The sequence below is a fragment of the Acetobacteraceae bacterium genome (assembly GCA_004843345.1).
Lineage (GTDB): Bacteria > Pseudomonadota > Alphaproteobacteria > Acetobacterales > Acetobacteraceae.
Genome location: CP039460.1, coordinates 912,448 through 925,398, shown reverse-complemented (window position 1 = coordinate 925,398; position 12,951 = coordinate 912,448). Strand labels below are relative to the sequence as shown.

Below are 12,951 nucleotides of genomic sequence, written 5' to 3'. Positions count from 1 at the left end.
TGAAAAGGGCCATTAAATGGCCCTTTTCAAAGTTTAGGCTTCTTCTGAAAGGCCCGTAGCGATGCCAATGGTTGCTGCAACGCTGGGCAACAAAAACTGATAGGTCGCATGGATAAAATCAGTATGAAGCTCAAAGGCTTTGACCCGAAGATTAACAAAGGTCATAGCGTCTTCAATATCCCCTTCTCTCAACGGGGTGATTTCGCCCTCGGCTTTTTCAGATTTGCGTTTTACCTGAACGCATTGCAAAAGCCCATCAAAGATTTTTTCGAGGTCTTCCAGATTCATTCTGCCAAAAAACACAATGGCGAGCTGTTCCAGACCTTGCACAGGGTATTTCTCTAAAGAAGGCAAAAGGGCAGAGCCTGCGGCGGCAAGGGTTTTTACAAGATGTTGTGCCCATTTATCGGCTTTAAAAGTGGGCATTTTGGTAATAAAAAATTGTTTGCCTGCGTCATCGCCAGTTTCAACGAGATATTCAAATGTTTTTTTCATAATTAGTTCCAATCATTAAGTTAAATGTAAGGCTTTCACACAGAAGAGAAAGCTCAGGGTTAAAAGTGGTTATATTGGGAAATCAGAAGCGCCTCCCAGATTTCACAAAGGTCTTCGCTGTCGTAAATTGTCTGCAATTTTTCTAAAATTGTCGGATTGGCCGCCAGCACATCGCCGAAAGGGCGTGAGCAATTAGGGTATTTTGCAAGCTCTATTTTTTCCCGTTTTCCGGCGTTTCCGTCATTCCGAGAGCCGCCACGAGGTGGAAAAGCTGGTACATGGCGGCTTTGATAAAATCCGTGTGAAGCTCATAGGCTTTACGGCGCAATATAGAGAGCGTTTGTGCGTCCTCAATATCAACACTCAGGATTTTTGTCGGCTCAACCGAGGGATTTCGGGGATCACGCTTAATCTGACAGCATTTTAAAAGCGCCTCAAGAAGCACCTCACTCTCGGACTCTTCTACATGGCCGATGAGATCAAAATATTTGTCATCAATCCCGAGGATACCAAGTTCGAGACTGTCGGGACGGACAGTGTCTCCTGCATCTGCAAGGGCTTTGATAAAGCGCAGTGCCCATTTATCTGCGTCAGAGGCGGACATTCGTGTGATGAAAAAGAGTTTGCCTTTATCAGCACCCTCTTCGACTAAATATTCAATTGTTTTTCGCATTATAAATTGCCTTATAAATTGTAATTCTAAAATCTGTTTTGAGGAACATTCCTTCAAAATCTGTAAAAAAATTAAGTCCAAATCTGTTTTTTGAATAGTGGGGAAGGAAATGCCCCTATTGCAAAATCACAGAAATGAAATTTGCGTCTGTAACCGCAATCTGACCAAGGGGAAGGGTTAGTTCGCTTTGGCCTGCTTCGGCCGTAACCCCAAGGCTAAGTGAGAGAATGCGTGCCCATGGGTAGGTTTCTCTAAGCGAAACAATTAGGTCAGAGCTGTAAAGGGTCGCCCCTAATTTAGGACGTGTTTCGGGCGCTTTGAAATAATTGATAATCGCTTTGACAACCAGTTCATTCGCATTGCTTGGCACATTTTTAAGGCTTGCCAGAACGACTTTAAGATAGAGGTTCACAGGGGTTGCATAATCAAAGAAAAACACATAGCTCGGCGGGTGATCCCCATAGGCAGCGTTTTCTTCTGTTACGGTGACTTTTTCCGAGCCATTCGTGGCGCATCCTGGCGGTTTTTTGGCTAAAAAGGCTTTGCCAATCTCTTCTGCGCTCCCCCCGACCAGCACCGCATAAAGGGAATGCGGCTGGAGGGTAACACCTGAAATCGTTTGGGTGGCATTGGCCGCATTATCAATGACTTGCGCATCTTCCACCCCGTCAAGGGAAAGTAATGCGCCCAGCAAGGCGGCATTCTGCCCCATAGACTGGCTGGCGACAGAATTGGCACGGCGGTTTTCAAAATCAATCCGCCCTTCGGCCTCTTGTCCTGTAACCCCTGCGCTTGGATTATTGAGGGAGGCAATGCCTAAATTCCCCTGATAGAGCAAAAGACTGTTGGCGGGGCATTCAACCGCCCCTTTTGTGAGGCAGGCCAGTGTGGTTGTGATGGGGGAAGGGGTGTTTGCTGGAACAGAGAAATCTTCCAGCAGCGCATAAAGATGACCGTTTGAAACAGAATCTGTGGCAAGGATTGTGCCTGCTTTTAAAAGCGGAAGATTTGTCCCTGTGAGGGTCAGCTCAACCTCGGCAATGGTGGCGGTTTCAGGCTTTCGGGTGAGGAAGTAAATCCGCCCGAGCGCATCTTGCATGCGTCCACTGGCAAAGGCTGGGTCAATGCCATTAAAAACTTCTAACAGCGCATCAAAAAAATCAGAAAGGATAGCTGTCTGTGAGCGTGCAAGCTGTCCTTGAGGCGTATTTAAGGCTGGATTGACATTACCGCCAAAGGCCTGATTGAGATCTGCCTGTACGGCTTGGAGAATTTCTTCCTGACTGGGAGAGGTAAAGCCTGCTTCTGTTAAAAGCGGCTGTTGAACATTTGTTTCTATTGTATCATTAGTATTATACATATTTTTTGACTTTTCTTTATTTAAAATAGAGTTTAAATCGACTGCCTAATTCGGTGTAGTCGGGGTCTTCGCTGCCTTCACTGTCGATAAAGATAAAATCCCCATTGAGCGGTGCTGCCTTATCCTGAAGCAGAAACGTATTATTGAGGCATAATCTGCCAGCGAGGGTTAAAACATTATCAATCCAGAGATCGAGAAAAAGCCCATAAGTCCGCTGATAAAGATGCAGCTTTAAGAGGTGGTTTTGGAGTTGAAGGGTGAAAATTTGATTAGGCAGGGGGGAGAGGGGAATAAGGGTTGTTTCAGACATGGTTAGGGGCTTTGCGAAAGGGTTTGAGGGGCAATCCTGCCAAGATTCTTAGGCCCTTTGAGGAGCTGATCTTCGCTGATTGTGTTGGGGCTGAACGCTTCGAGCGTGACAATGGCACGGAAACATTCGATGCTGGTGCTGTCCCGCTGAATTTTATAGCCGGTCGGGCAGACGATATATTCCCCTTCTGGAATTCTGAATTTCAGATATTGCCGTCCAGCAATTAAACTGCGCAGTTTATCAAGAAAATTCTGACGGTTTTCTAAGGCGGAAAGGCCGCTAATATCAGGAATTAGCGCTTTAGGGGAGAAAACGGGAGAAATTCGGCCATCACAGACAAAAGTTGCCTGCCATTGTGTTGGCGTTTCGGATTTGTCTGTATTGACATATTGCCCATTTTGCTTGGGCGCAGTGGAGATTTTCGCCGCTTCTGAAAGTTCAACAGATTCCAGACTGGCCTCGGGGAAAACAGGGCTTTCCCCAGGGATAAAACTATTGATCAGTGAGATAGCATTCCGCCCAAAAATCGTTGTGCTTTTTCGGGCAATTTTGAAGGAGCCGCTATTGTAAAACAGCCCCCATTGATTTCGGGCGACATTTTGCGCCCAGCCATCAAGGGCACGGCCTGCAATGCCAGACAGAAAGCCGCTTAGAGGTAAAATAGACATAAAATTCCTTAATTTTAAAAAGATAAATTTTAAAAAGAGGCCAAAATGACCTCTTCTGTATCGGTGATAATTTGAATTGTGCCGTTGATTTGCCGGCTGCTCCCCAGAGGTTCAATGGTGATTTGGGCAGATTGCACGCCAGAAACTTTCAGGGCTTCTTTGCGAAGTTCTTGCAGGAAATCATTGGTCTGGCTCTGGTTCTTTAAAAAGAAATTGCCGTAATCAATGCCTAAGAGGGGGGTGAAGGGAATTTCCCCCCGCCAGATAGAGAGGGCAGAGCCAACATCTTGCGCAATCGCTTCCTGATCTGAGCAGGTGCGTATATCGCCAAGAGAGGTGAGGCAAAGATCATTGGTTTTTGGATCGGTTTTAAGGCTAATCATGTCGGCGTCCCCGTTTCTGTACTTGTTATGTTGAACGGATGGGTGTGGTTTTGCAGGGAAATTTGTTTTTCACCTGCGGTAATGTCGTCAGAAACAGAAAGCGTGCCTTTGATGGTAACCTCTCCGACAAGTTCGATTTTATCGGCTTCAATGACGATAGACGCCCCTTTATCTGCATGGAGTTTCCAGCCTTCCTGATTAGCCATGAGATATTGTTTGGCATTCTGACCGAATAAAGAGGGCAGAAAGAAGCAGTCATTTTGGCTAAAAAGGCGTTTAGAAGGAGGTAAGGCTGTTTTTTGCTGATTTTTAACGTCGCTGACATCACGCCCGTTTAAAATAAGCTGTCCAATATCGCCGGGCTGTGGATCAAGAATAACCGCATTCGCACCGCCTTGAAGGCGGAAATAAGGCACATTGTAAAGGAGTGTTTGTGGAATTTCCTGCCCTTCTTCGGTGTGCAGACTGATCAAAGGGAGAAGGTCAACCGTTCCAGTTTCCCCTGTGCCATTGCTGTGGATGGCTTCGACCCGTGCTGGGATTTGAGCGCCAAACTGTAAAATAAAGTTTTTGAAACTCTGTCATAAGGCTTGTTCAAAAGCCTGTTGGCTGGAAATTTGCTGAAAAGTAGGTAAGTTTGTTGTGGATTGCGTCATAATAAGACACCTCGTTTGTTTGAAAATTTAGAGAAAATTGAGAATTGGAAAGCTGTTTCCGCTAGGCGGATCGATGCGCCAAAAGCGTTGTTTTCCATTTTGAAGATGTTTTTTCAGTGCTTAATTCATGTTTTAAGCTGTCAAGAATCCAGCTCCCATTCCAAGGAGGGAGATAGGCGCTTTCCCCTAAAAGAGAGGAATCCGTTGCTTTGAGCAGATTGCTTTGAAGGGTAATTGACTGGCCCAGCTGTAAATTAGGCTGAAAAAGGCAGGACAAAGAAAGAAATGAATCTGAGAAATGCACATTTTCATAAAGGGCGTCTGTTGGGATTTTCAAAGCGTCCGTTGGTTTGAGAAGCTCGTCTTTACCGACAAAAAGGGTTTTTTGAAGCGTATCAAAATGGAAAAAGCCATTTTGCGCATTCACAAGGTTTTTGACTTGTTGCAAAAAATTTCCCTGAAGGAGAAAAGGCGGCTGAAGCAGCGCCTCAAAGCCATTATTCTGCAACTGTATCTGTTGCGTGTCGCAAAGGCTTTTTAAAATCTCAGAAGCATAGACAGGATTTTCATAGCTTAAAGGGGCAGAGGGCAAGGTGGTGTAGAGGAGGCTTGATTGCGCTAAAACTTCCAAAAATCGCTCTGTGCCCTGTAAAACGCTTTTGCATTGGCTGACTTTGCCATGAAAAATCAGAGTGGGACTTTGATTTTCGCTATAGGCTTCGATTTGAACCTCGGCTTGTGAGAGGATGGAAAAGATCGAGGTTTGCTGCGTTGTTTTTGCGTCTGCCATACCCATTTGAAAGAAATTATTTAGACTGGGACCGTGAAGGCGGATACGGGCAGTATCGCCTGTCTCCTGAGGGCTGGAGCTGAGTAGAACGCTCGTTCGGAGCGCTTCAAAGCTCAGGCTCTCCCCGTGGGAAGAAGAGGGGGTAAAGCGAAGTTTTAAGGTACACTTAGGTGGTGTATCAATCGTGTTTTTCATAAGAATCCTAGAAGAAAAGAGCTTGCCTGTGGGCTAAAACTCATGCTTAGTAATAAAAGTGTGCTAAAAAGGAGGGAGATTTTCGTGAAGACTGCGGAAGTGAAGAAAAAACTCTCGTTTTTCTTTGCAATACAGATGATCTTGGGTTTGGTTTTTCTGGCAGGCCTTGGCATGCCTATGAAAAGTTTTGCGCAGGTCTCAGCGGATTTTGTTCCACCAGATACGCATATTCTGGCCCGTTTGAAGGGAAATTGGGTCTTTCATTACCAGCCCTCCCAGCAGGAGGGAGAGCCGGCAGCCCCTTCCTTGCGTTTTGAGCAAGGAGAGAACGTGGTTGAGGTGACGCTCATTCATACAATGGATGATTTTCTCAATAGCGATGATCCGATAGAAGCCCGTAATTATTTTAAGGCCTCTATCAGCGATTTTTACTTTGACTGTAATGGCGGCAATATTATTCTTTGGTTTGATAATGGGGATTCTGCTGAGAGTGCGCCTTCGAGCTGTCAGGGCGACCAAGTGCAGGGAAGTATGCTAACTTCAGGCGCAATGCCAGATGAGGAAAAAACAGCGCAGAAAAAATTTGCTCTTGAAGTTATGCATTACCGCCCTGTTGCAATTAGCCAAGGGCAATATAGCCTTATGCTGGATGCGGAAAGTGAGAATGGGAGCTGGCAGCGTTTTGCCAGAGCCAATAATCCCAAGACAAACCCGGGCTATTTTGAATCCGTTAAGAAATATTTTCTAACGCCAAAAAATGAAGCCCCTGTTTAGCCCCTTAGGCGTTTTCATCCTTTAGGCTGGCTGGTACAATCCTAAAAGAACGTTTAAAGTTAAGGATTTATAAAAGTGCAACATTGTGGCAAGAGCCAAAAATTCAATTCTTTTTTTCCATCTCTCTTGGGAAGTCTCTTTGCGTTAACGGCGTTTTTTTATGCCGGGCAGGCACAGGCTTATAGTGATTTGAATGCTAAAACCTGCCAGTTAAATTACAAAGTTTGCAAAAACAATGCCCAGCTCGTCGATGAATGGGACGATTTATTGTCCGTCCGCAATGCGTGTGAGATTGCGGCCTCCCATGAGATTAGGGAAAAAACAGGCACTTTGCCTCATTGGCATTCTGCGATCGACGGGGGTGCTTTTCCTTCCTATATGATGGGAAATAGTGCGCCGGAAGAGGGTAAAATTACCCTTTTAGATGACCATGTTCAGGCAGCGGATATGTATGGCACAACCGCAGAACGTCATGTAAGATGTGAAGTTGATCTCGCCAGCCGTAAGATTTTATCTATCAGCTATAAATAACCTTTGAAAAGAAAGAGGAAATGGGCATGAAAAAGTCATTTTACGGAAAAGTCCTGATGGCTTTTCCATTTCTTCTTTTTGGATTGCTGTTGGGCTGGAAATCTGCACAGGCAGAATATAGTCCGCCCAATATTAAAACGATCACCAGTTTAAAAGGCACTTGGAAATTTACAAGCGCTTACGATACAAGCGATGTCACGGTTCTGCCAAAAGCGCCAGCGGTTGCCTTTACCTCAGGGGCAAATAAACTCCTCATTCATTTTGATGGGAAATTACCGCCGCACTTGCAAGATTCTTTAAATATTGCGCTAAGCGATACTTATTTTGGATGCAATGGCGAGGATTTTAGGATTTGGTTTAATAATGGGGAGTTTCTGCCTCTTGAGGTTGGACGGTGTGACCATGGGCGTGTCTATCTCTATCTTCCGATTGGGGTTGGGCAGGACATGTGGAAATCATATTCTCAGCTTTTTGATTTTATTCAGCAGGGTACTAGGCCTATTTTAATCAGTGAAAGTGCGACAGGGATAAAATTTTCTTCAGATTCAGAGGAGTCTTTGAAATCCTTTAAGGAAGCCAGCAATCCTAAGACAAATGAGCCTTATTTTTCAGCGCTTAAAGCCTATTGGGATAATTTTGAGAAGAAGCATGCCAGCAGTGCTTTGAGCCATTTAGAGACGAAGGATTTTGTTCCCCTCGATACCGAGGTGATTGGTGCGCTCAAAGGGGAATGGAAACTCAAAGAGGAGGATAGGCTTTTTCCAGATGAACCTTCGACATCGGTGTTGCAGTTTGAGGCGGGACCTGTTGCTTTGGGGGTTACTTTATCGAGCAGTAAAAGCGATTTTCTAAATCCTAAGGGGATTATTGTCCGCAATATGGTGCACATGAAGCTCTGTAATCTTTACTTTAAATGTAATGCTGGGCCTGTGAAACTTTGGTTTGATAATGGGGAATATGTACAAACCGCCCCAGCAGCTTGCCTCAATGATGAGATTTTTGCGACAAGTGGCAAAGGGCCTGCTGGAGCAGAACAGCTTGCAGAGGCGCAGAAATTGAATCTGCTGCTTAAAATGCAGCGCCCTGTGGCCTTAAGTCAGGGAAAATATGCGGTTTTATTAGATTATCATGAGACGGCCTCTTTGGACGCTTTCCGCCGAGAAATGGATCCAAAAGCCAATACCAAATATTTTGAGGCCAAAAAACGCTATTATCAAGAGAAGGCCACCGCACAGGAATGAGAAAAAATCTTTCTTTTTCGATTTCTCTGGCAGGTTTTTTGTTGACGGGTTTTTATCTTCCTTTTTTTTCAACAGCCCATGCGGAATATTTAGATGAGGCAAGGGGAGAGGATCATTCCCACGACCTTCATCATAAGCCACGTTCTGCGCAGGCAGGGAAAGAAGAGAGCCATTCGGACAATCTTTTTGACATGTTCTTTAAGTCCAAGGCGGTCAAGAGTCTTTTTTTCGGGGAAGACCCGGATGAAAAAGAAGAAAAAATAGATGAGCATGCTGAGATTGAGCATGCGCTTTCTGGCGATGAAGAAGATACCAAAAATCCTGTTCTAACGCCCGAGGAAGAAGAGGAGCAGCGGAAAATTGCAGAGGAAGAGGCTATTCTTAATGCTCCGCCAGAAACCTATAAGCCCAAGCCAAAAATTGAGATTATCGGAGAATTGAAAGGTGAATGGGTTTTTCATTATCAGCCTGTTGGAGGCTGGGGAGATCCTCCCAATCCGATGATTAAGCTTGTCGGGTCAGGAGAGGAGAAAAATACGGCGATTGAAATTATGCTGGTGCAGCAAATGGTCGATTTTCAAAGTAAATCGGGCTATGCCGCACGGGATTTTTATTCGGTCAAAGTCTCAGATAAATATTTCGCCTGCGATCGCACGCCTATTCGTCTTTGGTTTGACGAGGGAAAGCTTTTTGACAGTCAAAATTATATCGAAACAGGGCCTACAATCTGTCATGAAGAGTTTGAAGGGGGCGAAGAGCAAGAGGAAGAGCCGGAGAAAGAGATTATTGGCCAGTCATCACCTAAAGATTTCTTCCAGTCAAAAAAGCTGGTGAAACTTGTAAATAATTATCATCCGATTGCTATTAGTCAGGGCACAAAAGCGCTGTTGCTTAATTATGGGGACGGATCTCCCCTTTACCGCTTTGCCAGATCGAATAATCCCCTAACCAATCAAGGTTATTTCGACAGTAAAAAAGCCTATTTTAAGAAGAAAGAACAGGAGCGTGCTTATGAAGCCGCACGCCGTCACGCCAGAGGTAACGAATAGCTCTGCTGAACTTATTCGTCCCTCTCTGGTTCTTCGTGGTAAGGTTCTGCTGGGACAGGGCGCACATTCGGGGGCATAATCCCAGGAACGAAACGATCCTTTAATTTATAAAGCACATAATCGCCACCCTGCTTATTGTCTTTCCCCTCAAAGACGGGAACATAGTCATTGGTGATGATTTCCTGAATGGCAGAGCGCTTTTTCGGGTCAATCGCATTGGTGGACCAAAGACCGTCTTTGACCTCAACTTGAGGCTTAAATCTAGAATCACAGCTTAGACGCTCATCGCAGGTATCAATGACAAGGTAAAGCGGGTGTTCTTTGAGATCATGCAGAAATTGATCTTCACGATTGACGCCAAGTGCAAATTGCTCCTCGGGAGAGGTCAGCATGCCTGAAAGCAGGAATTTATTCACACGGCATTGCGACGTGGCAGGGCTAAGATCATAAAAGAGATAAGAGCCGCTTAGCTGGAACAGACAGCCTGGCTGCTGATTGAGAATAGACGCAACTTTATGTTCTAGGGCAACCTCATCTTTGAAAGAAATAAGATTTGTCGCAATGGCTTGCGGTGTAAAATAAACGAGTGGCAGAAGAAGGAAAATCTTTTCCCAAAGATTGCGCTGCCAAAGCACAGCGCCCAGAATAACCGCTGCGGGCATGCCTGCCATTGTATAGTGAACCGCAGCGTAACCGCCTCGTAATTGAATAGAGGCCACTAAAGAGACCCAGCCCCATGCAAAAATAAAAAATAGAGGTGTAAGAGGCGGAACAAAAGAGCCATCTTTCGCTTTGAGCTTCGCAACCCAAAGCGCAATAAACCGATAGGTCAGATAAAGGGTTGGCAGTCCCCAGAAAAAGCAGGTTTCTAAGGCATGTTTTGCAAAATTGGCGTAATAGCGGTGATAGTCAAAAAAGGCAGTGGAGTGGCCAATAGCTTTACTGCGGAGATGGTGGTTGGTGATGTTCGCCCAGACCCAATCATGCAGAATGCCATGCGCAGCATAATAAGCGAGGATTAAAAGGGTTGGAATGAGCGCAACAAAAATCCAAGCCGCACCACAGACAAAAAAGGCATAAAAACGCTGTGTAAGGGAAAAATTGGGCTGCCGAACGGCAATGACGAGAAGGGCAATCCCTAAAAAGACACCGTCCCAAACGCAGGAGGTTTTAATCTCTAGCGCCATGCCCAGCAAAATCATAGTGCCAGCGCCGACTTTGAGCAGATCAGGGATTGAATTTTGAATACGGTCCCAATATTGGACGATGAGCAGAACAGCGCCAATCAAGAGAGGGATATAGAATTGCTCTGCTTGACCAGCTGTTTCGTCAGGATAGGCATTTGAGCCAATGAGATAGACAGCACCAGCTAAAAAAGAAGGGAAAAGACCACAGGAAAGCAAGCGTGTGATGCGTGCAATCATAATCGCACCTACCCACATGAACAGCCCTGCAATGATGGGCATTGCATAAAAACGGTAAGGGCCAAAGAGGTGAATTGGTGCAAAGAGCAGAAAAAGTCCAACAGGTTTCCTATCCCAAAAATCAACATAAGGGATTTGATGCTGGAGGATTTGTCCGCCGCCATAGAGGTAGAATTGCTGTTCAGAAAAGGGGAAGGGATTCCCCATTGCGCCAAATTCGCAGAGGAGCGCAAGGATACCCAGTAAAAGAATAACCCAAACAGGCACAAGATTTTGAGAAGAGGAGGGAGCGTGCCCAGATGCCACAGAAGAAGAAATAGTAACCTGCCTGTACGTTTTTATCTAATTAAAAATAACCAAGATAAGAGGATTATACTTAACGCATTCTGTAAAAAATCAACACTAAAAATTTCTTTTTCAATCTAATTGCAAATGATTTACATTTTCAGCGTTTTTGTTTTAGCTTTTGAATAAAATTGTCTGAAGAGAAAAAAGGTCTGAAATGCCAGAGCATGACCATATTTGTCGGAAAAAGCTTAAAAAATGCTGTGGCTTCTCTTTCCGCAGTGTAAAACATTGCCTTTGCCCCTCTTGCGGTAAGCTAAAAGCTTGCACACGGTTTTTGTTGGCGGCGGCCTGCTCATGCAGTTGTCTTTGCAGCTGTGGTGGAAAGATTCGCGCAGAGGAACGCCAAATTTCCCAAGCGATAGAGGATAAAATCCGCCCTGAGGGTTCTGCGTCAGAGTTGGATAACCCGAACTCTGACGTTGCCAATCACTCTTTAGAAGCGGACACGCCTTCGATTCTGCCTTCTTTACAGAAAAAAATGCCGATTATCAGGATTCAGAGCCCTGCTATTCCAGATGAAATCCATCAATATCGGCGTATTTCTGAAATTGCGGGCGGCCGTCTTGATCTTCAAGATTCTGTGCCAACCGTTAACAATGCCAACACGGCAACGGCGATGCAGTCCATGGCGGCGCAGGAAATCAGAATGCCGTTTGATCAAGGCCGAAGTCCTCTGGATTCAGGCGATATTTTGCATCGGGATAAGATATTGGGAAGCGCTTTCGGTCTTCGGAATTTTTTAGATAAATTCGGAATCAAAATTGGCGCAATGGATATTGAGGAGGTGTGGGGCAATCCAACAGGGGGAACACCTTCCCAAGCCGATGGCTCTCCTGCTTGGGGTGGCAGTGGCAGAGGATCAGGCCAGACAGCTGAATATAATGCCGCAACTTTTTTGACGATGCAGGTCGATTTGAAAAAGACTCTTGGCCCAAAAATGGGCACTTTCAATATAAGTGGCCTGCAAATTCGGGGACGCTCTATTTCACAGGATCAGCTTGCGGTCTTTAATCCCATTTCAGGAATTGCCGCAGACCGTTCTTTTCGTCTATTTGAGCTTTGGTATGAACAGCCTTTTTTCCATAATGCACTTGATGTCCGTGTAGGGCAGATGGATTTAGATACAGAATTTATTATTAGTGAATATGGCGGTCTTTACTTGAATATGAATTATGGCTGGCCGTTAGCGCCTTCGATGAATTTATATTCAGGCGGGCCGTCTTATCCGTTGTCCTCCCCTGGGGTGCGTGTCCGCTTCCGTCCCTCGGAACGCTTTACTTTTATGTTTGCGGCTTCGGATGATAATCCGCCTGGCAATCAGAGGAACTCTTTCGCCATTCAAGATGGTGGAGACAGCGCAGATCCCAGTAATCAGGATTTGGGCGCTTCGGCCTCTGGCACAAAATTTAATATGGGAACAGGCGCTTTGCTGATTTCAGAAGTACAGTATGCGCTGACTTTCGGCAAGTCACGGGGCGGACTGCCGGGAGTCTATAAAATCGGCGGTTATTACGATACGGCAAAATATCCCAGCTATTATCGAAATCAACAGGGAGAGCCTCTTGGCAATCCAAACGATAGAGGAGACCCCAATGTGCCTGCTTGGCTGAGGGGAAATTGGGAAGTTTATGGGATTATAGATCAAATGGTCTGGCGCTCCCGTAATAATCCCTATCAGTCTGTTGGTCTGTTTTTTCAAGGCGCAGGCAGTCAAGGCGACCGTAATCTTATTTCTTTTTCAGCGGATGCTGGGATCAATTTTAAAGCGCCTTTTCACAACCGTCCCAATGATACGCTGGGACTTGGCTGGGGCATCGGGGTTGTAAGTTCAGGAGAGCGTTCTTTTGACCGTCAAAGCGGTGCGATGAGGCAAACAACAGAAAATATGCTGGAATTGACCTATCAGGCGATGCTGACACCTTGGCTTAACCTTCAGCCAGATTTTCAGTATATGTTTAAACCGAGCGCTGGTGTTCAGGATTATAGCGCTAAAACGTTTCGGCGTGTGGGGGACGAGGCTGTGCTTGGCCTTCATGCGAATATTAAGTTTTAAG

Annotated in this window: 14 protein-coding genes; 5 read left to right on the top strand and 9 right to left on the bottom strand. The window is 45.5% G+C overall.

Going from position 1 to position 12,951, the window contains the following annotated elements; all coding sequences use genetic code 11:
• Positions 1–33 precede the first annotated feature (33 nt).
• The 8 genes from FAI40_04695 to FAI40_04660 all read right to left on the bottom strand — a co-directional run bounded on the left by FAI40_04695 (position 34) and on the right by FAI40_04660 (position 5,530).
• Positions 34–495, bottom strand: a complete 462-nt coding sequence (locus FAI40_04695; protein QCE34705.1) for a hypothetical protein — start codon at positions 493–495, stop codon at positions 34–36.
• 211 nt (positions 496–706) lie between these two features.
• On the bottom strand, positions 707–1,168 hold the full coding sequence (locus FAI40_04690; GenBank protein ID QCE34704.1) for a hypothetical protein: 462 nt from the start codon (positions 1,166–1,168) through the stop codon (positions 707–709).
• A 115-nt stretch (positions 1,169–1,283) separates the two neighbouring features.
• Entirely contained in the window at positions 1,284–2,528 is a 1,245-nt protein-coding gene (locus tag FAI40_04685) for a hypothetical protein (protein QCE34703.1), read from the bottom strand.
• Between the two features lie 16 nt (positions 2,529–2,544).
• Positions 2,545–2,838 carry a hypothetical protein gene (locus FAI40_04680; GenBank protein ID QCE34702.1) on the bottom strand — a complete coding sequence of 98 codons (294 nt, stop codon included), beginning with the start codon at positions 2,836–2,838 and terminating at the stop codon, positions 2,545–2,547.
• A 2-nt stretch (positions 2,839–2,840) separates the two neighbouring features.
• The gene (locus FAI40_04675; GenBank protein QCE34701.1) at positions 2,841–3,506 is read right to left on the bottom strand and encodes a hypothetical protein; all 666 of its coding nucleotides are present in this window, start codon (positions 3,504–3,506) and stop codon (positions 2,841–2,843) included.
• 29 nt (positions 3,507–3,535) lie between these two features.
• Positions 3,536–3,889 (bottom strand): hypothetical protein, encoded by a 354-nt coding sequence (locus tag FAI40_04670; GenBank protein ID QCE34700.1) that lies wholly within the window; start codon positions 3,887–3,889, stop codon positions 3,536–3,538.
• Positions 3,886–4,362: a hypothetical protein gene (locus tag FAI40_04665; GenBank protein QCE34699.1), complete on the bottom strand. Its 477-nt coding sequence runs from the start codon at positions 4,360–4,362 to the stop codon at positions 3,886–3,888. Before FAI40_04665 ends, FAI40_04670 begins: the two co-directional genes overlap by 4 nt.
• 244 nt (positions 4,363–4,606) lie before the next feature.
• Entirely contained in the window at positions 4,607–5,530 is a 924-nt protein-coding gene (locus FAI40_04660; GenBank protein ID QCE34698.1) for a hypothetical protein, read from the bottom strand.
• A gap of 84 nt (positions 5,531–5,614) precedes the next feature.
• Between FAI40_04660 and FAI40_04655 the strand changes: the two genes are divergently transcribed.
• The 4 genes from FAI40_04655 to FAI40_04640 all read left to right on the top strand — a co-directional run bounded on the left by FAI40_04655 (position 5,615) and on the right by FAI40_04640 (position 9,125).
• A complete protein-coding gene (locus FAI40_04655; GenBank protein QCE34697.1) occupies positions 5,615–6,304 on the top strand; it encodes a hypothetical protein in 690 nt (229 codons plus the stop codon).
• A 75-nt stretch (positions 6,305–6,379) separates the two neighbouring features.
• On the top strand, positions 6,380–6,835 hold the full coding sequence (locus FAI40_04650; protein QCE34696.1) for a hypothetical protein: 456 nt from the start codon (positions 6,380–6,382) through the stop codon (positions 6,833–6,835).
• Between the two features lie 26 nt (positions 6,836–6,861).
• On the top strand, positions 6,862–8,076 hold the full coding sequence (locus tag FAI40_04645) for a hypothetical protein (GenBank protein ID QCE34695.1): 1,215 nt from the start codon (positions 6,862–6,864) through the stop codon (positions 8,074–8,076).
• Positions 8,073–9,125, top strand: coding sequence for a hypothetical protein (locus tag FAI40_04640; protein ID QCE34694.1), 1,053 nt, complete (start codon positions 8,073–8,075; stop codon positions 9,123–9,125). The genes FAI40_04645 and FAI40_04640 overlap by 4 nt, the downstream gene beginning before the upstream one ends.
• An 11-nt stretch (positions 9,126–9,136) precedes the next feature.
• Here the strand turns inward: FAI40_04640 and FAI40_04635 are convergent, their stop codons facing one another.
• Complete coding sequence (locus FAI40_04635) at positions 9,137–10,855, bottom strand: hypothetical protein (protein ID QCE34693.1); 1,719 nt, start codon at positions 10,853–10,855, stop codon at positions 9,137–9,139.
• Between the two features lie 520 nt (positions 10,856–11,375).
• On the opposite strand from FAI40_04635, the gene FAI40_04630 reads away from it, so the two are divergent.
• Positions 11,376–12,950 carry a carbohydrate porin gene (locus FAI40_04630; protein ID QCE35745.1) on the top strand — a complete coding sequence of 525 codons (1,575 nt, stop codon included), beginning with the start codon at positions 11,376–11,378 and terminating at the stop codon, positions 12,948–12,950.
• The last annotated feature ends 1 nt before the right edge of the window (position 12,951 follow it).

Coding starts and splice junctions, on each gene's coding strand:
- FAI40_04630 (QCE35745.1), top strand. CDS start 11,376: ATGCCGATTATCAGGATTCAGAGCCCTGCTATTCCAGATGAAATCCAT.
- FAI40_04660 (QCE34698.1), bottom strand. CDS start 5,530: ATGAAAAACACGATTGATACACCACCTAAGTGTACCTTAAAACTTCGC.
- FAI40_04640 (QCE34694.1), top strand. CDS start 8,073: ATGAGAAAAAATCTTTCTTTTTCGATTTCTCTGGCAGGTTTTTTGTTG.
- FAI40_04680 (QCE34702.1), bottom strand. CDS start 2,838: ATGTCTGAAACAACCCTTATTCCCCTCTCCCCCCTGCCTAATCAAATT.
- FAI40_04675 (QCE34701.1), bottom strand. CDS start 3,506: ATGTCTATTTTACCTCTAAGCGGCTTTCTGTCTGGCATTGCAGGCCGT.
- FAI40_04670 (QCE34700.1), bottom strand. CDS start 3,889: ATGATTAGCCTTAAAACCGATCCAAAAACCAATGATCTTTGCCTCACC.
- FAI40_04685 (QCE34703.1), bottom strand. CDS start 2,528: ATGTATAATACTAATGATACAATAGAAACAAATGTTCAACAGCCGCTT.
- FAI40_04695 (QCE34705.1), bottom strand. CDS start 495: ATGAAAAAAACATTTGAATATCTCGTTGAAACTGGCGATGACGCAGGC.
- FAI40_04645 (QCE34695.1), top strand. CDS start 6,862: ATGAAAAAGTCATTTTACGGAAAAGTCCTGATGGCTTTTCCATTTCTT.
- FAI40_04690 (QCE34704.1), bottom strand. CDS start 1,168: ATGCGAAAAACAATTGAATATTTAGTCGAAGAGGGTGCTGATAAAGGC.